This is a genomic window from Actinoallomurus acanthiterrae (assembly GCF_054775715.1).
In genome coordinates, this window is record NZ_BAAHCO010000001.1 from 11,334,041 (window position 1) to 11,357,034 (window position 22,994).

The 22,994-nt window shown below is 69.9% G+C and carries 23 protein-coding genes, 1 pseudogene and 1 riboswitch; of the genes and pseudogenes, 11 read left to right on the plus strand and 13 right to left on the minus strand.

Annotation, left to right across the window (positions count from 1 at the left end; genetic code table 11):
• Nucleotides 1-20: 20 nt before the first annotated feature.
• The 4 genes from ACYVF7_RS53525 to ACYVF7_RS53540 are packed head-to-tail and all read right to left on the minus strand — an operon-like array spanning nt 21 to nt 2,342.
• Complete coding sequence (locus ACYVF7_RS53525; protein ID WP_460355234.1) at nt 21-569, minus strand: NUDIX hydrolase; 549 nt, start codon at nt 567-569, stop codon at nt 21-23.
• Complete coding sequence (locus tag ACYVF7_RS53530) at nt 566-1,702, minus strand: adenosylhomocysteinase (protein ID WP_460355236.1); 1,137 nt, start codon at nt 1,700-1,702, stop codon at nt 566-568. Before ACYVF7_RS53530 ends, ACYVF7_RS53525 begins: the two co-directional genes overlap by 4 nt.
• A complete protein-coding gene (locus ACYVF7_RS53535; protein ID WP_460355238.1) occupies nt 1,699-2,061 on the minus strand; it encodes a hypothetical protein in 363 nt (120 codons plus the stop codon). Before ACYVF7_RS53535 ends, ACYVF7_RS53530 begins: the two co-directional genes overlap by 4 nt.
• Nucleotides 2,058-2,342, minus strand: a complete 285-nt coding sequence (locus ACYVF7_RS53540; protein WP_460355241.1) for a hypothetical protein — start codon at nt 2,340-2,342, stop codon at nt 2,058-2,060. Before ACYVF7_RS53540 ends, ACYVF7_RS53535 begins: the two co-directional genes overlap by 4 nt.
• 237 nt (nt 2,343-2,579) lie before the next feature.
• On the opposite strand from ACYVF7_RS53540, the gene ACYVF7_RS53545 reads away from it, so the two are divergent.
• The gene (locus ACYVF7_RS53545; RefSeq protein ID WP_460355243.1) at nt 2,580-3,614 is read left to right on the plus strand and encodes a helix-turn-helix domain-containing protein; all 1,035 of its coding nucleotides are present in this window, start codon (nt 2,580-2,582) and stop codon (nt 3,612-3,614) included.
• Nucleotides 3,615-3,630: 16 nt separating this feature from the next.
• Nucleotides 3,631-4,299, plus strand: coding sequence for a YdcF family protein (locus tag ACYVF7_RS53550; RefSeq protein WP_460355246.1), 669 nt, complete (start codon nt 3,631-3,633; stop codon nt 4,297-4,299).
• Between the two features lie 84 nt (nt 4,300-4,383).
• Here ACYVF7_RS53550 and groL read toward each other — a convergent pair whose 3' ends face one another.
• The 4 genes from groL to thrC all read right to left on the minus strand — a co-directional run bounded on the left by groL (nt 4,384) and on the right by thrC (nt 8,632).
• Nucleotides 4,384-6,015, minus strand: a complete 1,632-nt coding sequence (gene groL / locus ACYVF7_RS53555; RefSeq protein ID WP_460355249.1) for a chaperonin GroEL — start codon at nt 6,013-6,015, stop codon at nt 4,384-4,386.
• Nucleotides 6,016-6,507: 492 nt separating this feature from the next.
• Nucleotides 6,508-6,708, minus strand: coding sequence for a cold-shock protein (locus ACYVF7_RS53560; RefSeq protein WP_360889047.1), 201 nt, complete (start codon nt 6,706-6,708; stop codon nt 6,508-6,510).
• A 404-nt stretch (nt 6,709-7,112) separates the two neighbouring features.
• Nucleotides 7,113-7,391 (minus strand): MoaD/ThiS family protein, encoded by a 279-nt coding sequence (locus ACYVF7_RS53565; protein ID WP_460355252.1) that lies wholly within the window; start codon nt 7,389-7,391, stop codon nt 7,113-7,115.
• Nucleotides 7,388-8,632 carry a threonine synthase gene (gene thrC / locus ACYVF7_RS53570; RefSeq protein ID WP_460355254.1) on the minus strand — a complete coding sequence of 415 codons (1,245 nt, stop codon included), beginning with the start codon at nt 8,630-8,632 and terminating at the stop codon, nt 7,388-7,390. The genes ACYVF7_RS53565 and thrC overlap by 4 nt, the downstream gene beginning before the upstream one ends.
• A gap of 15 nt (nt 8,633-8,647) precedes the next feature.
• A riboswitch (SAM riboswitch) is annotated at nt 8,648-8,814 on the minus strand.
• A 215-nt stretch (nt 8,815-9,029) separates the two neighbouring features.
• Here thrC and ACYVF7_RS53575 point away from each other — a divergent pair.
• Nucleotides 9,030-10,466 carry an alpha,alpha-trehalose-phosphate synthase (UDP-forming) gene (locus ACYVF7_RS53575; protein ID WP_460355256.1) on the plus strand — a complete coding sequence of 479 codons (1,437 nt, stop codon included), beginning with the start codon at nt 9,030-9,032 and terminating at the stop codon, nt 10,464-10,466.
• On the opposite strand, the gene ACYVF7_RS53580 is transcribed toward ACYVF7_RS53575, so the two are convergent.
• Nucleotides 10,457-11,008, minus strand: a complete 552-nt coding sequence (locus ACYVF7_RS53580) for an RNA polymerase sigma factor (RefSeq protein ID WP_460355259.1) — start codon at nt 11,006-11,008, stop codon at nt 10,457-10,459. The genes ACYVF7_RS53575 and ACYVF7_RS53580 overlap by 10 nt on opposite strands.
• A gap of 117 nt (nt 11,009-11,125) precedes the next feature.
• Between ACYVF7_RS53580 and ACYVF7_RS53585 the strand changes: the two genes are divergently transcribed.
• Both ACYVF7_RS53585 and ACYVF7_RS53590 read left to right on the plus strand, forming a co-directional pair.
• On the plus strand, nt 11,126-13,054 hold the full coding sequence (locus tag ACYVF7_RS53585; RefSeq protein WP_460355262.1) for a serine/threonine-protein kinase: 1,929 nt from the start codon (nt 11,126-11,128) through the stop codon (nt 13,052-13,054).
• Nucleotides 13,055-13,095: 41 nt separating this feature from the next.
• Entirely contained in the window at nt 13,096-13,647 is a 552-nt protein-coding gene (locus ACYVF7_RS53590) for a PadR family transcriptional regulator (protein ID WP_460355264.1), read from the plus strand.
• A 181-nt stretch (nt 13,648-13,828) separates the two neighbouring features.
• On the opposite strand, the gene ACYVF7_RS53595 is transcribed toward ACYVF7_RS53590, so the two are convergent.
• The 3 genes from ACYVF7_RS53595 to ACYVF7_RS53605 form a co-directional block, all read right to left on the minus strand.
• Nucleotides 13,829-14,242 (minus strand): hypothetical protein, encoded by a 414-nt coding sequence (locus tag ACYVF7_RS53595; protein ID WP_460355267.1) that lies wholly within the window; start codon nt 14,240-14,242, stop codon nt 13,829-13,831.
• A gap of 82 nt (nt 14,243-14,324) precedes the next feature.
• The gene (gene otsB / locus ACYVF7_RS53600) at nt 14,325-15,140 is read right to left on the minus strand and encodes a trehalose-phosphatase (protein ID WP_460355269.1); all 816 of its coding nucleotides are present in this window, start codon (nt 15,138-15,140) and stop codon (nt 14,325-14,327) included.
• A gap of 641 nt (nt 15,141-15,781) precedes the next feature.
• On the minus strand, nt 15,782-16,081 hold the full coding sequence (locus tag ACYVF7_RS53605; RefSeq protein ID WP_360889070.1) for a DUF3263 domain-containing protein: 300 nt from the start codon (nt 16,079-16,081) through the stop codon (nt 15,782-15,784).
• A gap of 100 nt (nt 16,082-16,181) precedes the next feature.
• Between ACYVF7_RS53605 and ACYVF7_RS53610 the strand changes: the two genes are divergently transcribed.
• From ACYVF7_RS53610 to ACYVF7_RS53625, 4 genes and pseudogenes are all read left to right on the plus strand, one after another.
• Complete coding sequence (locus ACYVF7_RS53610) at nt 16,182-17,000, plus strand: SAM hydrolase/SAM-dependent halogenase family protein (RefSeq protein WP_460355272.1); 819 nt, start codon at nt 16,182-16,184, stop codon at nt 16,998-17,000.
• 51 nt (nt 17,001-17,051) lie between these two features.
• Entirely contained in the window at nt 17,052-18,260 is a 1,209-nt protein-coding gene (locus ACYVF7_RS53615; protein WP_460355275.1) for a calcium:cation antiporter, read from the plus strand.
• 188 nt (nt 18,261-18,448) lie between these two features.
• Nucleotides 18,449-18,556, plus strand: a pseudogene (locus ACYVF7_RS53620) (hypothetical protein); the annotation flags it as partial.
• Between the two features lie 101 nt (nt 18,557-18,657).
• A complete protein-coding gene (locus tag ACYVF7_RS53625) occupies nt 18,658-18,894 on the plus strand; it encodes a hypothetical protein (protein ID WP_460358665.1) in 237 nt (78 codons plus the stop codon).
• Between the two features lie 221 nt (nt 18,895-19,115).
• On the opposite strand, the gene ACYVF7_RS53630 is transcribed toward ACYVF7_RS53625, so the two are convergent.
• Nucleotides 19,116-19,358: an SHOCT domain-containing protein gene (locus ACYVF7_RS53630; protein ID WP_460355277.1), complete on the minus strand. Its 243-nt coding sequence runs from the start codon at nt 19,356-19,358 to the stop codon at nt 19,116-19,118.
• Nucleotides 19,359-19,894: 536 nt separating this feature from the next.
• On the opposite strand from ACYVF7_RS53630, the gene ACYVF7_RS53635 reads away from it, so the two are divergent.
• Together ACYVF7_RS53635 and ACYVF7_RS53640 are read left to right on the plus strand one after the other, a co-directional pair.
• Entirely contained in the window at nt 19,895-21,997 is a 2,103-nt protein-coding gene (locus tag ACYVF7_RS53635) for a S8 family peptidase (protein ID WP_460355279.1), read from the plus strand.
• Between the two features lie 105 nt (nt 21,998-22,102).
• Nucleotides 22,103-22,885, plus strand: a complete 783-nt coding sequence (locus tag ACYVF7_RS53640; RefSeq protein ID WP_460355281.1) for a DUF4097 family beta strand repeat-containing protein — start codon at nt 22,103-22,105, stop codon at nt 22,883-22,885.
• Nucleotides 22,886-22,994 lie beyond the last annotated feature (109 nt).

Below are 22,994 nucleotides of genomic sequence, written 5' to 3' on the forward strand. Positions count from 1 at the left end.
CACGACGCTACGGTGCTGGATCACAGACTCGCGAGCTTGGCGGCCAACTTTGGGGTCGGAGCGTCGGTACCAGGCCGCCAGGCGTAGCCATCCACCTCTTCGGCCTGAAGTACGACCTTCGGGTCCTCCACCCGGAGCAGCCAGCGAAAATCCGCATGCCAGTGCGTAGGCTCGCCCTTGGCCGGATTGGCCGGAATGGTGTGGAGGTCGATATCGATCGGGATGACGTCATGGCCGGACTGAGCGACCGCGTCATGCCAGGAGATGCCCGTCTCCTCTTCTAGTTCCCGTAGAGCCGCACCCAGCAGGTTAAGATCCCCCGGCTCCAGATGACCTCCGGGTAGCAGCCACCGGCCGAGTGCCTTGTGCTGGATCAACAGCAGGCGACGGTCCTGGTCGATGACGACGGCTCCGCACGTGACATGCCCGCCATCGAACTCCTTGCGAGAGGGCAGTTCGGCTCCGGTCTTCAACGCCTCGGACAGGGGTCGAAGATGGTCGGCCTCGTCGGGGTGGCGGTCTAGGTAGCGGGCCAGGGTGGAACGGATCTCCTCGGTGCCGATACTCATGACGTCCCATCGAAGTAGCGCAGCCAGGTCGCCGCGATCAGGCTGCGTTCGGTCGCGTCCAGTTCATGAAGTCCGGGTTCGTGGCCGGCAGCAGCCAACGACCCGAGCGCCGCCAGGATCTCGGCCTGAACAAGGAAGATGAAAGCACCCACGCTCGCGCCGTGAAGGAAGTTGACGGCATTCCCATCGGCCAGCACGTAGAAGTAGTGCCCGGTTCGGGCGTACCGGGTGATGTGCTCCTCGGTCGGGGTCCGCTCGTACAGCCCGTCGAGTGCGCCCAGCTCGAGCTCGTCATCGCTGCTGGTCACGCTGGCGATGTACGCACCGTTGGGAATCCTGGCGAAGTCGTCTTCGCGCAACGCCAGGTTCCCGGTGGCGCACACGATCACTCCGGCTCCTGCTATGGCCTGGGCCAGGGTAGAGGTGGTGCGGAACCCTTGAGAGAGGGCTTGTGTCCGCCGGATGGGGTCGGAGTCGTACACAGTGACGCCGACGTGCTTGGCGTGCAGCATCGCCGCCACCGACCGGCCCAGCTTGCCGAACCCGATGACCGCCGCCGGGCGGCCTTGCAGGATGTCGCCCCGCGCTCGGATCAGTGCCTCGGCGGAGAAGGTGACCGACTGTCCCACGAGGTAGTCCTCGGGGTCCTTGAGCGGCGAGCGGGCGACGCTGAACACCGGGCATGACAGCTTGTCCAGCGTCTCGTACCGCTGGTGTCCGTTCTCGGTGTCCTCCACCACTCCGATGACCTGGCCGGAGAAGTTGGCGCACACGTGCTCCAGGCCAGGCGCGAAGTACCCACCGACGTCAAGCAACACGATCCGCCGACCGGCCGCTCGCGACTCCAGATACTCCAGCGCACGCGTCGGATCGGCGAACGCCGCACGCTCCAGACCGTCCACCGGCAAGAGAGCCGTGACCTCCTCCAGCGCCTGCGCGTCGATCGACTTCGGCTTGGGCAGGACTGCGGCGATCTCGGCCAGCCGCCCGACCGCCCGCAGGAATGCGGGCCGTTCGCCAAGCAGATGCGTGATCACCAGCACGGACACCGGCTCGGGCATTCCGTATCGACTGGTGATCTTGCGGAAGAACGCGTCCACCCGCGACAGTTCGAAGTCCTCCAGCGCGGTCATGCGTTCCTCCGCCGCTTGTCCGATATCCCCACGGAGCTCTCCTTCTCGTCGGACGCCAAGACGAGACGACCCGAACGCTTCGGGGTGAGTGCCGGTCGCCACGCCGGTGGATACGGCCAGGTGGCCGCCGCCAGAACCGCACGGGTCAGTTCGTCGGCGTCCATGGCCTCGACCAGACGCCATCCCTGCGCGACCCGCACCATCGCCCACCAAGAGCGCGTACGGATGCCGAACCAGAACACCAGGCCGGGAAACCGCCGCCGAAGCACGATGACCGGGTCGGCCCTCGTCGTCCCGGCCGGGCCACCGGGCAGGTGGGTCGCGGCGGGAGCGTGCTCCCAGGCCTCATCGGTTCTCATGGCCGACGGCCGGATCCGGCGTCGCGGTTCTTGAGGTAGTCGGCCAGGCACGCCGCCGCGCCAACGGGATCGTCCGCCGGGTGCCGCGCCAGATCGTCTCGCCGCCACACGAACGACCCGGCGTCGATCTCGACCCACACCTTCCGGGCGGTGAGATCGCCGCGAACCGACAACGCCGGCCGCGCGTCGCTTACCCCCACACGTACGTCGAGCTTCGCCAGCTCCCGGCACAGGTCGACCAAACTGCACAGATCCCGGCTATGGCCGCTTCCATTCACCATCGTTGTCCCCTGTCTCGTCGGACTCCCTGTCGGGATCCGCCCCGTCCTGTGCTGGAATCGAGCATCGACGCCGCCGGACGCGGCCGAAACGGCCAGGTGTTGTACTCGCGTTGCACTTTCGATGCATCAAGCGGTGGCGTCATGCTTCGATCGGAGCGGAGAGGAGGTGGTACACGCATGCCAACCGTGCGTCACTGGACTGGTCGAGAAGCCCGAGCGCTACGCCGGGCCGTCCGGATGAGCATTCGGGCCTTCGCCGAGGAACTTGGGGTCAACGTTCGTACGGTTGCAAAATGGGAGAAACTGCAGGCCACCATCGTGCCGCGCCCCGACACTCAGGCAATCTTGGACACCGCGCTGAACCGCGCGGATACCGCCGCTCAACAGCGCTTTCAGCTGCTGCTGGCCGAAACCGGCACCATGGTCGGTACACCGGTCAGTGAGGCAGGCGTGCTTTCGTGGGATTACGAATCCTGGGCGGATGACATCGAACGAGCCGCCGTCTACCTGAGTCGGCAGAACTTCCCGGCGACCACCGCTCTCATCAACCGCTGGTTACTCCGATTCCCCGCCGACCGGCTCGACGCCCGAGGGCTGTATCTCCATGCCCGTTCGCTCGCGTTGGCCGGCGACGTGCAGCGCGATCAGGGCACGCTGGTCGGCCCCGGATCGGCACAGCGCTCCTACCGGAGGGCGCTAAGCATGTTCAACGATCTGGGCATCCCACGCCGGATCGCTCAGATCTCATTGTCGTTGGCGGTGATCGACGAGATGGCCGGTGATCTCCATGGTGCCGCGCGCCGCTATCAGCTTTTCGCCGACGATGAGCGGCTCAGTGGCCGCGACCGCACCCGCTCCCTCCTGTGGGTGGGGACGGCACTGAGCAAAGCGGGTCAGCATGAATATGCCGCCCGCGTGATGGCCGAGGCGACGAATGCCTTTGAAGACCTCGATGAAGCCGAGGACTGGTCGGTGGCCCATCAAAAGCTCGCACTGGCCTACCGCGGCGTCGGCGACCTCGATCAGGCGCTGTGCTTGATCGAGACTGCCCGTGGCGGCGGCTCCCAGGACACGCTCATGCAGCGCGTACGGCTCAACACCGCGTACGCGCACATCCTGGTGTCCGATCGCGCCACCCGCGACGAGGGCCTTGCCCTGCTGGAGGAGACGAGCCGGCTCGCCCGTGGCTGCGGGCTGAACCATCAGCTACGCAGCATCGATGCCATCCGCCATGAGGCGGAGCACTCCAACGGGATCAACGTACGACGATGACCGAAAGGGAGATTTCGTGACCGACGCGCGAATCGCCGTCAGCGACGCCCAGCGCGCCGACGCCGAGCTCATCTGGGACTACCACCGGATGCATCACCGGCCCCGGCCATGTTCGGCGGCGATTGGCCTCGGCAGCCATGACCTGGGAGTGGCGACCTTCGCCGCCGAGTTGTACCGCGCCGGACTGTTCCCGGTGCTGGTGTTCAGCGGCGCCAACAGCCCCACCACGGCCAAGCGCTTCCCGCGCGGGGAAGCCGTCCACTACGCCGAACACGCCATGACTCTGGGCGTGCCCCGCTCCGCGATCATCACCGAACCCTGCGCGAAGAACACCGGCGACAACATCACCTTGTCCCGCCAAGCGCTCCAGCAGGCAGGCGTCAAGATCTCCTCGGTGCTGTTGATCAGCAAGCCGTACATGGAACGACGGGCGTACGCGACCTGCCGCAAGCTCTGGCCCCAGGTCGAGCCCGTCTGCGCGTCCGAACCGTTGAGCTTCGACGACTACGTCAAGTCCATCGGCGACGAACGCCTGGTGATCGACATGCTCGTCGGCGACCTCCAGCGCCTCATCGAATATCCCAAGCTCGGTTTCGCCATCGCCCAGGACCTCCCCGACCAGGTGACCGCCGCCTACCAGCGGCTCGTGGACGCCGAGTTCGACAGCAGGCTCTTGAAACGCTGATCGCTGGTACGCGGCCTCGCCCCGCCGCCGGGCATGCGAAAGGGGCGGTCCCAGCACACGGGACCGCCCCTTGAGCGAGTGGACTCAGAAGTCCATGCCGCCCATGCCACCGGAGGGGTCGCCGGCCGGAGCCTTCTCCTTCTCCGGCTTCTCGGCGATGACCGCCTCGGTGGTGAGGAACAGCGCCGCGATGGACGCGGCGTTCTGCAGCGCCGAGCGCGTCACCTTCGCGGGGTCGATGATGCCCGCGTCGAACATGTTGACGTACTCGCCGGTCGCGGCGTTGAGGCCCTGACCCGGCTCGAGGTTGCGGACCTTCTCGGCCACCACGCCGCCCTCGAGGCCGGCGTTGACCGCGATCTGCTTCAGCGGCTCCTCAAGAGCGCGCTTGACGATCGCCGCACCGGTCGCCTCGTCGCCCTCGAGCTCGATCTTGTCGAAGGCCTTGGCGCTCGCCTGCAGCAGCGCGACACCACCGCCGGGCACGATGCCCTCCTCGACGGCCGCCTTCGCGTTGCGAACGGCGTCCTCGATGCGGTGCTTGCGCTCCTTGAGCTCGACCTCGGTGGCCGCGCCGGCCTTGATGACGGCGACGCCGCCGGCCAGCTTGGCGAGGCGCTCCTGGAGCTTCTCGCGGTCGTAGTCGGAGTCGGAGTTCTCGATCTCCGCGCGGATCTCGTTGACGCGGCCCGCGATGTCGTCGGGGTTGCCGGCGCCATCGACGATGGTGGTCTCGTCCTTGGTCACCACGATGCGCTTGGCCTGGCCGAGCATGTCGAGCGTGGTGTTCTCCAGCTTGAGGCCGATGTCCTCGCTGATGACCTGGCCACCGGTCAGGATCGCGATGTCCTGCAGCATGGCCTTGCGGCGGTCGCCGAAGCCCGGGGCCTTGACGGCGACGGACTTGAAGACACCGCGGATCTTGTTGACGACCAGGGTGGCCAGGGCCTCGCCCTCGACGTCCTCAGCGAGGAGGACGAGCGGCTTGCCGCTCTGCATGACCTGCTCGAGAACCGGCACGAGGTCCTTGTTGGCCGAGATCTTCGAGCTGACGATGAGGATGTAGGGGTCGTCGAAGACGGCCTCCATGCGCTCGGGGTCGGTCACGAAGTAGTGCGACACGTAGCCCTTGTCGAAGCGCATGCCCTCGGTCAGCTCGAGCTCCAGACCGAAGGTCTGGCTCTCCTCGACCGTGATGACGCCTTCCTTGCCGACCTTGTCCATCGCCTCGGCGATCATCTCGCCGATCGAGGGGTCGCCCGCGGAGATGGAGGCCGTGGAAGCGATCTGCTCCTTGGTCTCCACGTCCTTCGCGATCTTGGAGAGCTCCTCGCTGACGCGCTCCACGGCGGACTCGATGCCCCGCTTCAGGGACATCGGGTTGGCGCCGGCGGCCACGTTGCGCAGGCCCTCGCGGACCAGCGCCTGGGCCAGCACGGTGGCCGTGGTGGTGCCGTCACCGGCTACGTCGTCGGTCTTCTTCGCGACCTCTTTGACGAGCTCGGCCCCGATCTTCTCCCACGGGTCCTCGAGCTCGATCTCCTTGGCGATGGATACACCGTCGTTGGTGATCGTGGGGGCGCCCCACTTCTTCTCCAGAACGACGTTGCGGCCCTTGGGACCGAGGGTCACCTTCACGGCGTCGGCAAGCTGGTTCATGCCGCGCTCGAGGCCGCGTCGCGCGTCCTCGTCGAACGCGATCATCTTTGCAGCCATAAGCTCCAGATCCTCCCGGAACGGGGTGGCTATCACTGGATCGAGTCGACGCCCGCGACGGACGACCACGTCCGGCGACTTCCATGCCGTCGCCGGGCACGAGGCCTCATCGCCTCGATCACTTCGTTGGCACTCTCAATAGTAGAGTGCCAACCGCTTGTTTAGCACTCTGCCCCCGAGAGTGCAAGCGCGGTCCGCCCTCACCTGGGTGAACTTCTCGCCATTTCGCGCCGGAGCTCTCCCCAGCACGCTATAACGCCAGGTCCACCGCCTACACCGGGGCGTCGTACGACCGGGTAACCCAGGGACCGCACGGCGGCGCCCGGAGCGGGTCATGCACGGCCGGAGCGGGTCGTACGCGGGCCGTACGCGGGCCGGAGCGGGCCGTACGGCCGAAGCGGGCCCTGCGCGGTCGGCCGGCCGAGTGGGCGAGGTGTTCAGACGGCCGGAGGCCCGGCGCCGAAGCGCCGGGCCTCCGTCGGGCTATGGGACTCAGAGCGCCCGGACCGCGTCCGCCTGGGGACCCCGGTCGCTCTGTGTGATCTCGAACTCCACCCGCTGCCCCTGCTCGAGGCTGCGGTAGCCATCGGACTGGATGGCCGAGTAGTGCACGAACACATCCCTGCCACCGTCGACCGCGATGAAGCCGTAGCCTTTGTCCGCGTTGAACCATTTGACGGTGCCTTGCGCCATTCCTAACAACTCCCACCAGGGCAATTCCCGCGACCATTGGCCACGGCCACTGATTCGAGCCCGCCGGACCACTGCGGAACCCGCCGATCGCCCGCCGACTCGGCTGCGGCGGCCATCGCCGACCCTACACACGGCTACCGTCCGTGGAACAGCCTTTACCCGAGAACTGCGCGCGGCCGATGTCGGTCAAAAAGAGAATCCCGCAGGCGGAACTAGCGACACCTACCGATAAATCCGTATACGCGAGCCCGAATTGCCCCGCAAGAGAGCGGAGTAGGAGCCTCCACCTCGGTCGTTTCGGCTACCCAACACACGATCCCCGGTGGTCACCAAGTCCGTGGACTCGGCGACCATCGGGGATCGCGGGTACGTCTTCATCACGGGGCGTCACCCCCGAGGAGGGCTCAGCCGCCGGCGACGGCCGGGATGATGGAGATCTGGACGCCGTCCGGCGTCGGCGTGTCGAGCCCATCGGCGAACCGCACGTCCTCCTCGCCCACGTAGACGTTGACGAACCGCCGGATCTTGCCGTTGTCGTCGAGGATGCGCGCCGCGATGCCGGAGTGGTTGGCCTCCAGGTCGGCGACGACCTCGCGCACGGTCGAGCCAGTCGCCTTCACCTCGGCCTCACCGCCGGTGTAGCTCCGGAGGATCGTCGGGATGCGGACACTGATCGAGCTCACGCCAGACCTGCCTTTCGGAATGCCTCGATGGTCGGAGCGATGTTCGCGGACGGCACGGCCACCGGGGCCACCGCGTCCAGGGTCTTGAGGCCGTCGCCGGAGTTGATGAAGACGGTCTCGGCCTCGGGGTCGAGTGCGCCGCTCGCCAGCAGCTTGCGGAGGGAGCCCAGCGTGACGCCGCCCGCCGTCTCGCCGAAGATGCCCTCGGTGCGGGCGAGCAGCGCGATGCTGTCGACGACCTCTTCGTCGGAGACGTCCTCGATGGCCCCGCCGGTGCGGCGCACGGCGTCGAGGACGTACGGACCGTCGGCGGGGTTGCCGATCGCCAGGGACTTGGCGATCGTGGCCGGCTTGACGGGCTGGACGACGTCGAGCCCGGCCTTGAAGGCCGCCGAGACGGGCGAGCAGCCGGTCGCCTGCGCACCGAAGATCTTGTACGGCCGGTCCTCGACCAGGCCCAGCTTGATGAACTCCTGGAAGGCCTTGTCGATCTTCGTGAGCTGGGAGCCGGACGCGATCGGGATGACGATCTGCTCGGGCAGCCGCCAGCCGAGCTGCTCGGCGATCTCGTACCCGATGGTCTTCGAACCCTCGGCGTAGTACGGCCGCACGTTGACGTTGACGAACGCCCAGTCCTCCTGCTCGCCCGCGAGCTCCGAGGCCAGCCGGTTGACGTCGTCGTAGTTGCCGTCGACGGTGACGAACGTCCCGCCGTACACCGCCGTCGTGACGATCTTCTGGCGTTCGAGGTCGGACGGCACGAACACGGCGCTGCGGATCCCGGCGCGCGCCGCCGCGGCGGCGACCGCGTTGGCGAGGTTACCGGTGGACGGGCAGGCCAGGACCTTGAAACCGAGCTCGCGGGCGGCGGCCAGCGCGACCGCCACGACCCGGTCCTTGAACGAGTGGGTCGGGTTGCCGCTGTCGTCCTTGACCCACAGCGACCGCAGCCCCAGCGACTCGGCGAGGTTGTCGGCGCGTACGAGGCGGGTGAAGCCGGGCTCGGTGTTGGGCGTGTCGACGACGTTCGACGGAACGGGCAGCAGGCCGCGGTAGCGCCAGATGTTGCGTGGGCCGGACTCGATCCGCTCCCGGGTCACGCCGGTGAGGTCGTAGGAGACTTCCAGGGGGCCGAAACAGAGCTCGCAGGCGTAGCGAGGGCCCAGATCGTAAGATTCACCGCATTCACGGCACGTCAGTGCGGTCGCGGGGCCGAGGTTTCGGGCGGCGGACTGCGACATGGAGCGAGGCCTCTCTCCTCATCTTTCCCGTGCCACCTTGGTCACGAGCCGGAGTTGGCACCTGTCCCGGGCGGCCTCGCTGTCAGCGCGAGTTGGAACGTGCCCAGCACGCGTAGAACCGCATCTCCGGGAGGGTTGCCGGGGCTTCAACGGGCCGGTCCCTCCACCCCTCTGGATGAGCTTTATGAAGTTGTCTGTTGACTTGTATACGTGACTGACCGGTTCTCCGCCAAGCGCGTCTCAGGTCGCGAGACACCGCCGGGACCCGTGAGGAGCGGTCCGCGACCGGTTCACGAGGCCCGGCGGCGAGATGACGTATCTGCGGGATGACGTCCCGAACCGCCCGCCATTCGACCTTCTTGGACCCTCCTTAACCTCGGCCGGTTACGCTCCCTCCATGGGTGACTCGCAGGTCCTCGTCGCTTCCAACCGCGGTCCGGTGTCCTTCGCGCTCGCCGACGACGGCACGCTGTCCATGCGACGCGGCGGCGGCGGTCTCGTCTCGGCCCTCGCCGGACTGGGCGGCGACATCCTGTGGATCTGCGCGGCGCTGTCGGACGCCGACCGCGCCGCGGCCCGCCGCGCGGAGGACGGCCGGCTGGACGCCCACGGCGCCGGCGCTGGCGCCGTCCGCATGCTGGACATCCCGGCCGGTACGTTCCACCGCGCCTACAACGCTGTGGCCAATTCCACACTGTGGTTCGTCCACCACATGCTGTACGACAGCCCGAACACGCCGCACTTCGACGCGCGGTCGCGGCGGGACTGGCAGTCGTACGAGGCGTACAACGCGGCGTTCGCCGACGCGCTGGCCCGGGACGCGCGGCCGGGCGCGAAGGTGGCGATCCAGGACTACCACCTGACGCTGGCCCCCGGGATGCTGCGCGAGCGCCGCCCCGACCTGAAGATCGCCCACTTCTCGCACACGCCGTGGGCGCCGCCGGAGTACTACCGTCTGCTGCCGGACGACATCGGCCGGGAGGTGCTGGAAGGCATCCTGGGCGCCGATCACGCCGGCTTCCTCGCCCAGCGCTGGGCCGACGCGTTCATCGACTGCTGCGCCGCCGTCCTGCAGGCGAAGGTCGACCCGGTCGCGCGCACCGTCACCCACGCCGGCCGCGTCACGCGCGTCGGCGTGCACGGGCTGGGGATCGACGGCGACTCCCTCCGGGCGCGCGCCGCCGAACCCGACGTGCAGGCCCGCAAGAAGGCCCTGCGCGAGCAGGTCGGCGATCGCCGGCTCATCGTGCGGATCGACCGTACGGAGCTGTCCAAGAACATCGTGCGGGGGCTCGCGGCCTACCGTGAGCTGCTCGCCAAGCACCCGGAGTGGCACGGCCGGGTGGTGCACCTGGCCTTCGCCTACCCCTCCCGCCACGACCTGCCGGAGTACCGCGAGTACACCGCCGCCGTGCAGCGGATGGCGGCCGAGATCTCCGACGAGTTCGGGGACTCCACGTGGGAGCCGCTGATCCTGCAGGTCAACGACGACTATCCGCGCTCGCTGGCGGCGTACGGCCTGGCGGACGTCCTCGTGGTCAACCCGATCCGGGACGGCATGAACCTCGTCGCCAAGGAAGGGCCGGTGCTGTCCGAGCGGGGCTGCGCCCTTGTGCTGTCCCGGGAGGCGGGCGCCGCCGCCGAGATGGACGACGACGCCCTGATGATCAACCCGTTCGACGTGTCACAGACCGCCGAGGCGCTGAACCAGGCGCTGCTCATGCCGCCCGACGAGCGCGCCGAGCGCTGCGCCCGGCTGACCGCCGCCGCGACGGCCCTGCCGCCCCAGGAGTGGCTCGGCGCCCAGCTCGCCGCCCTGGACGGTCAGCTGTAGTCGTCGCCGAGCGACTGCCGGAACTGCTTGCGCGCCTCGTGGATCCGGGACTTCACCGTGCCCAGGGGGAGGTTGAGCTGCTGGGCGATCTCGCTGTACTCCAGCTGGGATACGTCGCGCAGCACGAGGGCCTCGATGAGGTCCGGCTTGCGACGCTCCAGATCCTCCATCGCATCGAGGATGTCCACGCGCGAACCGGCGATGACGCTTGTACGGTGCGGATCCGGGCGCTGCTGGGGCAGCTCGCCCGCCTGCTCCACGGACCGGCGCTTGAGCGAGCGGTACGTCGAGCGCGCGGAGTTGGCCACGACCACGTGCAGCCACGTGCTGAACCGCGAACGGCCCTCGAATCGCCCGATGTTGCGCGCGACCTGCATGAGCGCGTCCTGGCACGCCTCTTCTGCGTCCTGCCGGCACGGGAGGAACCGGGAGCAATGACGCAAAACGTCCGATTCGATTACTCTGAGTAGTTCATTAAGTGCTGATGTGTCACCCTTAGCGGCCCGCTGTGCCAGCTCTTCGGTCCGCTCGTCATACGCCATGAAGCCGCCTCGCCCTCGCTATCGCCCCGCATTGGGCATGATACGGGGGTGTCCATGCCTTCGAACGTCGGCCGTTACCGAATCGATCGTGTTCTTGGGTCCGGAGCTTTCGCTTCCGTGTGGCTCGCCCGAGACGAGTTGCTCGATGCCCTGGTGGCCGTCAAGGTGCTGGCCGGGGGGCTGATCGACGACCTCGACGTGCGAAGTCGCTTCCTGGAAGAGGCCCGGATCCTGCGCCGCGCCGACTCCGAACGCCTCGTGCGCGTGCACGACATCGGGGAGCTCGAGGACTCCCGGCCCTACTTCGTCATGTCCTACGCCGATCGCGGCACGCTCGCGGACCGGATGCGGGAGCGGCAGATCTCGGTCTCCGAGGCGCTGCGGCTGGCCATCGAGATCTCCCACGGCGTGGAGGTCATCAACCGGCTCGGCGTGATCCATCGCGATCTCAAGCCGTCGAACGTCCTGTTCCAGTCGACCACCGATGGTGGCGAACGCCTGCTCATCGCCGACCTCGGGCTCGCCAAGGCGCTCGCGCACGCCTCCGGGGCGTTCACGATGCCGGTCGGCACCCCGGGCTACATGTCGCCCGAGCAGGCCCGCTTCGGCGGCGGCCTCGACGTCCGGGCCGACGTGTACGGGCTGGGCGCGCTGACGTTCCACCTCCTCACCGGCGATCCTCCGGGTCCGGCGCCGGTGGACGCTCCGCCGAGCGCGGCGCGGCCGGGCCTCCCCCCTGCCGTCGACGAGATCGTGATGCGGGCCCTGGAGGGCGATCGGGAGCGCCGCTGGCCGTCCGCCGAGGCGTTCGCGGCGGCCCTGAGCGTCCCGCTGATGTCCATCGACGACGCGACGCCGCGCGACGGCGCCGAGACCGGCGACATGGCGACGACGATGGACTCCGGATCGGGCGGCGGATGGGCCCCGGGCGTGTCGCCCGGCGGCCCGGCGGGCCCGCCCGGCTCCGGAGAGCCGTCGGGGGGCACGCTCCACGTCCCCTCGGTACCGGACGACCCCGGCCCCACAGATCACCCGGAGGGCGGGCCACCGCCAATCCGGGTCCCCCCGGTACCGGACGACCCGGGCTCCACCGACCGTCCGGAGAGCGGGCCGCCGCCGGGCGGGACTCTCTGGGCTCCCTCGATCCCGGACGACCCCGCCTCCACCGACCATCCGGAGGGCGGGACGCTCTGGGCCCCCTCGGGCCCGGACGACCCCGGCCCCACGAACCACCCGGGCGGCGGATCGCCGTCGGACCGTACGGTCCGGGTCCCGCCGCTGGACGATCCGGGTTCGGCGCCGCCGTACGAGAACGCGCGGGACCGGACGATCAACACGCCGCCTCCTCCGGCCGGCGTCGGCAACGACACGGTCGTCGACCTGCCGATCGGAGGACCTCGCGGCGCCGGCTCCAAGACGCCCGGGTCGCACCACTCCGGCGACACCGGCGGCAGATCACTCCCCGGCTCGCCGAGCCGAAAGCGGTTGATCGTCGTCGCCGGCCTCGCCGCGGTGCTGGTCGTCGGCGGTGGGGGCGCCTTCGCGATCGGCAAGCTCACCGGCTCCTCGAAGCCGGCTCCCAAGCGCGGGGACGGCCTCGTCACGGTGACCGACGTGACGGGCCGCCTGAGCATCCGCGTGCCGCCGACGTGGAAGCTGCAGACCGAGCACACCACCTGGCCGATCGGAGTGACGGACCGCGCTAAAGCGCCCGCGCTGCGCGCCACCCCCGACTACGCCCAGTTCGTCAAGGACGACGTCCCGACGCCGGGCGTCTTCGCGGGGCTCACCCACGACCTGAACGCCACTCTCCCGCCGCCGGGTCTGGGCCGGCATCGCCTCAAGTGCACCGCCGGCGCCGCCCAGCCGTACCACCACGGCACGCTGAGCGGGCAGATCAACCCGTGGCACTGCGGCACGATCACGATCAACGAGGTGGGCCTGAAGGACGCGAGCGGGAAGTACGCGATGTGGGTGCGCGTGAAGCTGGCCGGACCGCCCGACCTGACCAAGAAGATCCTGGACAGCATCCAGACCAAGGGCTGACCGACCGTACGATATATCGTCGAACATCGTCGGGAGAGGTCATGCGCAGAGGATCACGGCACCGCGAGGAACGCGCGGCGTTCGGTGACTGGGGGCCGGGCTTCGGGCCCGGGTTCGGTCCGCGCGGCCGCGGCGGGCGCGGCGGGCGCCGCATGAAGCGCGGCAACGTGCGGGCCGCCATCCTCGCGCTGCTGGCCGAGCGCCCCATGCACGGCTACGAGATGATCCAGGAGCTGGCGAGCCGCACGGGCGGGATCTGGCGGCCCAGCCCAGGGTCGGTGTACCCGACGCTGCAGCTGCTGGAGGACGAAGGGCTCATCTCCGGGCAGGAGTCGTCCGGCAAAAAGCTGTTCGCGCTGACGGACGAGGGCCGCGGCGAGGCCGAGTCGGCCGGGCGGACGCCGCCGTGGGCGGAGGTCACCGAGGACGCCGGGGCCGCCGCCACGCACGTCCACACCGCGATGGGCCAGCTGATGATGGCGATCAAGCAGGTCATGCACGCCGGCAACGAGGACCAGCGCGAACGCGCCCTCGACGTCATCAACGACGCACGGCGCCGCCTCTACGGCATCCTCGCCGACGACGGGGACTGACCCGGGCAATGGAACGCCTCCGGGCGGCCACGGGGCCGACCGGAGGCGTTCGGCGGGTGAGTGCCTCCCTGGCGGGGCCGGAGGCACCCACCCGCGCTCGGGCGTGGCTGACAAATCCGCTGTCCGGCTACCCGGACGACGCTCGTTACGAGCAGGACTTGTCAGGCACGCGCTGACGAGGTCAGGCGGCGGGCACGCCGAACGCGCCGACCAGGGTGTCGAGCTCCTGCCGCCAGATCCGGTGGACGTTGAGCCGGATCGGCTTGGGCGCGTTCGGCACGGCGTAGCGGAACGAGCTCCACAGCGCGTTGCGCTTGTAGTCGGAGATCTGCACGGCCTGGAGCGGAGCGGCGAACGCGACCTCCTTGGGCCGGTTGGTCATACGGTTCATCTTGACGAAGATGAGCTGCTGACGGGTAACGGCGACGAAGTAGTAGTCGATGAAGAACTGGCCGAGCAGGCCGAGCTGGTTCATCAGCCACGGGCTCGGGCCGGTGATGGCGTACACGCCGCTGACGATCTGGTCGCCGGGCTGCATGGCCTGGACCACCATTTCATTCGCCTGCTGTTTGATGGTCTCCTTGCGAATGGCCACCGGGCTACCCTTTCGGTCGTCACCTATACCCGGAATCGGGCATTTCGTCCGTTGTCGGACGGTTGGGGCGACGACTCTACCGTTACCCCAATTCGCTCGCGAGCGATTCGATCACAGTGACCACACCGGATGGGCCGTCGACCACGAGATCCGCGCGCTCGGCCACGGCGGTGACCTCGTCGGAGGAACTGCACACCTTCACCCCGGGGACGCCCTCCTTGCGTAGCGCGTCGATCGCGTCGAACGCCGCGAGGTCCCCGAGGTCGTCGCCGCCGAACAGCACGGACGAAGCGCCACGCTCCGCGACCAGCGCACGCAGCGCCCCACCCTTGTCCATGCCGGGCGGGCGCAACTCCAGCACGAAGCGGCCCGGCTCGACGGCGAGGCCGGTGCGCTCGGCCAGGGCCGCGACGATGCTGCGCAGCCGGTCCAGGGCGACCTGCGGCTCGGCGGCGCGCCGGGTGTGCACCGCCAGCGCGAGCCCCTTGTCCTCGATCGTGACGCCCTCCGGGGCGTTCTGGAGGATCTGGGGAAGCTTGGCGCGGACCTCCGCGACCCCGGGCGGCGGCTCCGGAACCTCCAGGACGCCGTTCTCCCAGCGCTCCCGGCCGTACTGGCCGAGGACCAGGAGGTTCGCGATGCCTTCGAACCCGCCGCGCTCGACGGCGGTCGCGGCCGGACGGCCGGTGATGACGGTGATCGTGCCGACGAGCGGCGCCAGCCGGCGCAGCGCCGGCGCGACACCGGGGTGAGCGCGCGCCTCCGCCGGGTCGTCGACGATGGGCGAGAGTGTTCCGTCGAAATCGAAGCCGATCAGCGCCTGCCGCGGGCGGGCACGGATCGCGGACAAGCCCTCGGCTCCGGCGGTCGTCTGGGCTTCCAGGGCGGCGGCGCTCATCGATCGTCCCTCTCGTTCGGTTGGCGAGCCCGTCGCGGCCGGTAACGGCGGCGTACGGTCCGTCATCGGCCGGTCACGCCACTTTACGACGCGCCATCGACGGCCGCTGCCCGTACGGCCGTCACGGTCACGGCTCGCCGGATTCCCCGCCGACCCACACGGCCGCCGCGGTCACCTCACGCCAGAATCCCCGCCGACCGGCACGGCCACCACGGTCACCTCACGCCAGAATCCCCGCCGACCCACACGGCCGCCGTGGCGATGGTGGCACCGCGTGAGGCGGCATCGAGGTGACCGTCGCGGTGGTGGCGCCGCGCGAAGCGGGCATCGAGGTCACCCCCGGGACGCCCTGGCCGCGGTCGCCGTACGACGGACGTCACCGCTGGGTGGCCCGGCCATCCCCACGCGTTCGACGACGTGCTGCGCGGTCACTGCCGGGTGATCCGGCCGTCCGCACGCGTACGACGACGTGCTGCGCGGTCAGCGCCGTATGGTCCGGCCCGCACGCGTACAGCGTCGAGCGGGCGGCGGAGCACCGGGGCCATACCGTCGGCATGGCCCGGGAACCGGTCGGACGCTGGGACGGCGCGTCTTTCCCGGCCGACCGACCCCGACCGGCCTCCCGGCCCGTTTCGGGCAGGTCAGGTCCGGATGCCGAGCCGGCGCGCGGCCCGCTGGCGCTGCCGCGCGGATCGCTGCCGGCGGAGCCGCTTCACGAGCATGGGGTCGTGCTCCAGGGCCTCCGGCCGGTCGATCAGCTGGTTGAGGATCTGGTAGTAGCGGGTCGACGACATGTCGAACAGCTCGCGGATCGCCTGTTCTTTCGCGCCCGCGTGCTTCCACCACTGTCGTTCGAAGTCGAGGATCTCCCGGTCGCGCTGGGTCAGGCGGCCGTCCTTGTCTTTGTCAGGGCCATCGCCCCGGGCGTTCGCCGGTTGCATCAGGTCCCCTCTGATACGGGTCGGGGGGCTGTCATGCTACGCGTGATCGGCGGCTGGTTGGCGGTGTTCTCCGGGACCGGCCTCGACGTACTCTTCAACCGTGGCGCTCACCAACTGCGTAACGCTGCTGACCGACTACGGGCTGGAAGACGGCTTCGTCGCCGCCTGTCACGGAGTCATCTCCCGCATCTCACCCAGCACGCGAATCGTCGACATCACCCACCTCGTCCCTCCCGGTGACGTACGCCGTGGTGCGGCGATCCTCGCCCAGACCGTGCCATACCTCCCCGAGGGGGTGCACGTGGCGGTCGTCGATCCCGGCGTGGGCACGTCGCGGCGGGCGGTCGCGGTCGCGGCGGGTGACCGGATCTTCGTTGGGCCGGACAACGGGCTGCTGTCGTGGTCGCTGCCCGACAGCGGAGCGCGGGCCTTCGAGCTGACCAACTCCAAACTGTGGCTCGAGCCCCTGTCGGCCACGTTCCACGGCCGGGACATGTTCTCGCCGGTGGCGGCGCATCTCGTGGCGGGACTGGACGTCGCGGCGGTCGGCACGGAGTTCGACGCCGCCGACCTCGTGATGCTTCCCCGGCCGACGCGCCGCGTCCAGGAGGGCACCGCCGACGGCGAGGTGCTGACCGTCGACCGGTTCGGGAACGTCCAGCTCTCCGTGACCAGCGACGACCTGCACCGGATCGGCGCGGTGACCGGCACGTCGTTGACCATGACGCTCGGGCGCCGCACCCTCACCGTGCCGTACGGCGAGACGTTCGCCTCGGCGGCGCCCGGTGAGCTGGTGGCCTACGTCGATTCCGTGGGATGCCTGGCTATCGCGGTGAACTCCGGAAACGCCGCCCAGCGTCTGGGCCTGCCGCCGGGGGCGCACGTCCGCGTCTCCGTCACCGCCCCATCGATGCGCTGAAGGTCAACAAACCGTCAAAACCGCAGGTCCGATTACGGCATGATCTCCCGCATGGGATTTTCGCGCTCGGACTGGCGCCTGATGATCGCCACGGTGGTGGCGACCGTCGCAGCCGGCGTCACACATTTCGGCAAGATCGGCGGCACTGTCGTCCCCTTCGTCGTCGCAGCACTCGCGCTGGCGCTCCTGGCCAGCCTGGTCGGGCGTAGCGTCGAGGCGCTCGGCGACCGCCTCGGCGCGGGCGCGACCGGAGTCGTCCAGAGCGCGCTGGGGAATCTCCCTGAGTTGTTCGTCGTCCTGTTCGCGCTGCAGAAGAAGCTGTACGACGTCGCGACCGCCACGATCGTCGGTTCCATCCTCGCGAACGTCCTGCTCGTGCTGGGCCTGGCCTTCCTGCTCGGAGGCGTCAAGCACGGGCCGCAGAAGTTCGGCAGCGACGCCGCCCGTACCCTCTCGATGCTGCTCACGCTGTCGGTGGCGGCGCTGCTGGTCCCGTCCCTCACCGCGGCGCTCGGCTCGCATGCCACAAAGGCTGCCCTGCACGAACGGAACCTGTCCGTCGTGGTGTCGGTCCTGCTGCTGGGCCTGTTCGTGGCCTCGCTCCCCAGCGCGATCAAGCGGCAGAAGGCCGGTGAGGCGCACGCCGGGGCCGGAGAGACGGTTCCGGCCGCCGGCACCGGAGAGGTGGCACCGGCTGCCGCCGACACCGGCGAGAGCACCGCGGAGAAGACCGACGCGGCCGTGACCGCCTCCGTTGCGGACAAGGCCGGCGGTTCGGAGGGTTCCGCCCCCCATGGGCCGTCGTGGCCTATGGCCGTCGCCCTGACCATGCTGGCGGTCACCGGAGTCGGCGCGGCGTTCGTCTCCGACTGGTTCGTGGCCGCCCTGGAGCCCGCCATGGACTCCCTCGGCATCTCTCAGGCGTTCGCTGGTCTCGTCATCGTGGCGATCGCCGGAAACGCCGTCGAGAACGTTGTCGGCATCCAGCTCGCCCTCAAGAACCAGTCCGACTACGCCCTGTCGGTCATCCTCCAGAGCCCACTGCAGATCGCCCTGGTCGTCGCCCCCGCGCTCGTCCTGCTCTCTCCGCTGGTCGGCGCGTCCTTCACCCTGGTGCTCTCCCCGCTGCTGATCGCCGTCCTGATCATGGCCGTGGTGATCACCGTTCTGGTGGTGCTCGACGGCGAGTCGAACTGGCTTGAGGGCGCGACGCTGATGGTGCTGTACGGAATCATCGCCACGGCGTTCTGGTGGGGATGATCTCGTTGGATGCGGGCTCGGCGCACCGGCTCAATTACTGTGACGGTGTGGGTACCGACATCGACGCGAGCGTCGCGGAGATCGAGCAGGCCGCCTTCCAGTTGCGCAGGCTGTGGATCAAACCGCAGTTGCTACGGCGGCTCCGTGAGGAATGCGAGCAGGGACAGGGCATCCAACTGTCCAACCTGATGGTGATCTACGCCATCTGCCGGCAGAACGAGGAGCACGGTGACGTCACCGTCGGTGCCGTCGCCGAGCATCTCGATGTCGACCCGTCAACCGCGAGCCGGCTCGTCGGCCACGCCATCGACGGGGGATTCGTCTCCCGCCAGGCGTCCCCCGTCGACGCCCGGCGCGCCCACCTTCAGCTGACCGACGCCGCCGGCAGATCAAGCAGATGGCCGATGAGTTCCGGCGCAACTTCATCCGCCAGCTCGTCGCCGACTGGACCCCGGAGGAGCGCATCCAGTTCGCCCGCCTTCTGCGGCGATTCAGCGACGCCGCGGCGAGCATCCCCATCGACCAGACCGGAGCCGGCAGGCTCCTCGAAGCGGCCGGCCCGCCCGCCGACCGGCCCGAGGACGCCCCCACGGCCCCAGACACCGAACGACCCCACGAGACCACGCCCCGGTGAGCCGCGCGGCCTCGGGGAGCATCGCCTGCCCGACCGCCGACGGTCCGTGGCGGGGGGAGGACGGCCCGACGAGATCACATTCGGTGAGCCGAGCGGCCTCAGGGACCACCGCCCGCCCGACCGCCGGCCATGACGGAGTCAGGACGGCCCCACGAGACCACACCCGGTGAGCCGAGCGACCTCAGGAAGCACCGCCCGCCCGACCGCCGACCATGACGGAGTCAGGCGCGCAGGACGGCGAGCCGCTCGCGGTACTCCTCCTCGTCGATCTCGCCCCGCGCGTAGCGCTCGGCGAGGACGGACTCCGCTTTCGCCGGCGACTTCGTACGCCGCCAGAGCAGATAGCCGCCTCCGCCGAGGAGGAGCAGCCAGAAGAGACCGAACGCGAGAGGGATGACGGGCCACCAACCAGGGCCGCCTTCGTGGTGCCAGGGACCGTGCCCGGCGAGGATCATCGTTTCCATGCCTCGATCGTGCGCTCGGGTCGCCCTGGTGGTCGTCATACGGCGGGAGGCTTCGGGAGTACGCCGCGTGGAGCAGACAGAAGTCGCCGAGGAAGGGCGCGCGACGTACCACGCGCGACGAGCGGAGACCGGGCACAGCGTCCGTATCGACCACGAGAAAGGTACCCAGGCCGGCGCGCGCCCCTGACCTGGCACTCCCGCCACGCTCCGTGACGCCTCGGGTCCCAAGCGCACTGAAATGCCGTCGATCGCGAGAGCGTTCCGCATTCCTCCGTGGCAGAATGACGCCCGCCGCCGATACCGGGGAGGAAACCGGTGCCCGTATCCGAGCCCCGCCGCACCTTTCCTCGCCTCGTCTCCGCATTGCTGGTCAGCGCCGCCGTCGCGGTGTTGTCCGTCCCAGCGGCCCAGTCGGCCGTGCCTCGCCGGCCCGCCCGGCCGTCCGTACGGCCGCGGTGGACCTGTACCGCGGCCAGCAGTGGACACTGAGCGCTCTTCACCTTGCGCGCGCGTGGAAGTACTCACGGGGCGACGGCGTGACCGTGGCCGTGCTCGACACCGGTGTGGACGGCCACCAGCCGGACCTCACCGGCCGTGTGGTCGACGGCCCCGACTTCACCGGGCACGCGCGCAAACCGGGCAACCGCTATTGGGGCCGCCACGGCACCGAGATGGCCAGTCTCATCGCGGGCCACGGGCACGGCGCCGGCGGCAACGCGGGGATCATGGGCGTGGCGCCGGAGGCGAAGATCCTCAACATCCGGGTCACCTGGGAACTGAACGATCCGATGCGGGACGACCACGCGCAGGTCACCCACTCGCGCGACGCCATCGCCAAGGGCATCCGGTACGCCGCCGACCACGGCGCGCAGGTCATCAGCATGTCGCTCGGCGGCGGCAAGCTCTTCTACAACGGCAACCCGCTCGAAGAGGCGGCGATCAAGTACGCCCTCGGCAAGGGCGTCGTGCTCGTGGCCTCTTCCGGCAACGACGGCGCCACGGGAAACCGGCGCAACTATCCGGCCGCCTACCCGGGAGTGATCGCCGTCGGCGCGGTCGACCGCGCTTTCAAGCCGACCAAGTTCACGAACCGCCACACGTACGTGTCGGTCTCGGCACCCGGCGTCGAGATCGTCAGCGCCGACGTCGCGGGGCACGGCTACGTCCTCGGCACCGGTACCAGTTCGTCCGCGGCTCTCGTGGCCGGCATGAGTGCCCTGGTCAAGGCCCGTTATCCCCGCCTCACGCCGGACGAGGTCAAGCAGACGCTCGAGGAGGGCGCGACACACCGTCCCGCCGACGGCCGCAACACCGCGATCGGCACCGGCGTGGCCGACGCGCTGGGCTCGCTGCGCACGGCCGCCCGCATCAACAAGGCCGAGCACGGGGGCGCCGGCGTGAAGCAGCCGGAGTCGTCCACCACGCCCGCTCCCACCGGATCCTCGGCGAAGGGCGGCGGGCTCGATCTCATGCTCGTCGCCGTCCTGAGCGGCGGCGGCACCCTGCTCGTCCTCAGCCTCATCCTGGGCTGGCGGCAGCGCCGCCGGCGTCTCGCCGCCGACCGGGCCGCCGAGGAGGAGGACCTCGCACCGGTCGCCGCCGCCTCACGTTCCGAGGCCGACCCGTGGCGGCCGGGCTCGACCGGGCGTTCCCCGCGGCAGGGCCGGCCCTCGGGCCCCTCTCCCTGGGAGCCACGCTCGGACGAACCCTCCTCGCCGTGGGAGCCCCGATCGACCGAACGGCCGTCTCCCTGGGAGCCTCGGCCAGCCGAGCCATCATCGTCTTGGGAACCTCTCGCGTCCGACTCGGCGCCGGAACGCTCCACGGACGCCTCCGCGTGGCGGCGAGGCGAGACCGACGCCTCGCCGCAGCCCCGGCGTCCGGAGGAGCCGTCACCGTGGCAGCAACCATCGTCGGACGCCCCGCTCCCCGGCACCGGGTCCGGCGCTCCCGCCAGGCCGTCGCCTTCCGCACCCTTCGGCGATCGGTCCCCCACCGGACCATCGCCCTTGTCCGCTCCCGCCGACCGGCCGCCCGCCGAGCCCCCGACCGGACCGATGCCGGCCGCCGGCCCCGCCGCCGCGGAGCCGCCCCGTGGCGGAGGCCCTGGAGTGCCCCCGGTCGACGAGAACGCGGCCTGGTCTGTTCCTTTGCCCTCCGGCCCTTCGTCCGCCGGTCCGCCGGCGGCCGGTCCTGCGCCCTCCGGCCAGTCGGCTGCCGGTCCGTCAGCGGCCAGGCCGGATGCGCGCACTGAGGCGTTCCCGACCGCCGACGCCTCCTCCGGCCCCGTACCGTCCGAACCGGATCGGTCCGCCCCCGCGTCCCGTACGCCGCTGAGCGGTGCCACGACGTCGAGCGATCCGCTCCCGGCGTTCGGCCCGGACGTCCGGTCCGGCGGCGGCCCCGACCCGCTGAGCAACGCGCCGATCGACTCGTCCTCCGACGTCGGCACGCCGCTCGCGGACGAAAGCTGGGAGAGCATCCGCCGCGGGTTCGACCGGCTGAAGGAGGACACCCGCAACTGGGGGTCTCCGCTGCTCGGCGAGGAGACCGGTCCGGGCTGGTCCACGTCGTGGAGCTCCTCGGGTGAGGCCGCGGACCCGCCTCCCGCCAAACCCGACGGCGAGTCCGAGACCTGACGGCGTAGGGGGGATAACCCCACCCGCGTCACGCCTGCCGCCCCCATAGGGTCCGGTGCCGCGTTCCAGTAGCGTGCGATGCAACCGACCTGGAGGAGCTCGTCCGTGAGAAAACATGGCCTGGCTCTTTCCCTCCTCGCCGTCGCCGCCCTCCCGGGGTGCGGCGTCGGCGTGCACTTCGCCGGCTACCGCCACGAACTGACCGCCGACACCGACATCAGCGGACCGGTCAAGGCCGTGAACGTGAACGCGGACGACGGCCGCGTGACCATCACCACGGGCGGTTCCGGGGTGCGGATCCACCGGATCGTCCACTACCAGGACGGCACCCCGCATCCCGGGCAGCGGCTCGACGGCGGCACCCTGACGTTCACCAAGGACTGCTCGCGGTGCAAAATCGACTACGAGCTGACCGTCCCCGCCTCCGTCACCGTACGGGCCCGTGCCGACAGCGGCACGCTGGACATCAGCGGAGTCGCGGCCGTCGACGCGGAGAGCGACTCGGGGTCCGTCAAGGTCCGCTCCGTCAAAGGCGCGGTCCGAGCCCACAGCGACTCCGGTTCGGTCGCGGCCGAGGACCTGCGGGGCACGCTGGACATCGCGTCCGAGTCGGGGTCGGTCCGCGCCATCGACCTGCGATCCACGACCGTACGAGCGTCGTCCGACTCTGGAAGCCTCCGGCTGGAATTCGCCGCCGCGCCCACCGACGTACGCGCGACCACCGACTCCGGATCGCTCCACATCACGGTCCCCGGCGGCCCGTACAACGTCGACGCGAGCAGCGACAGCGGCAACAGGAAGGTCTCGGCGGTCCCCCACGACTCGTCCGCCCCGCGCCGGCTGTACCTGCGAACCGACTCGGGCAGCCTGACCGCCGAGCGCGCCTGAACCCGCCCCCGAACGACCGCCCCGCACGGGCTTCGCACGGGAAAGAGCTCCGATCTGCGACCCGCTGTCGGGGCTTCACCTGAACCGTAGATGACCTTGAGGTATCCGT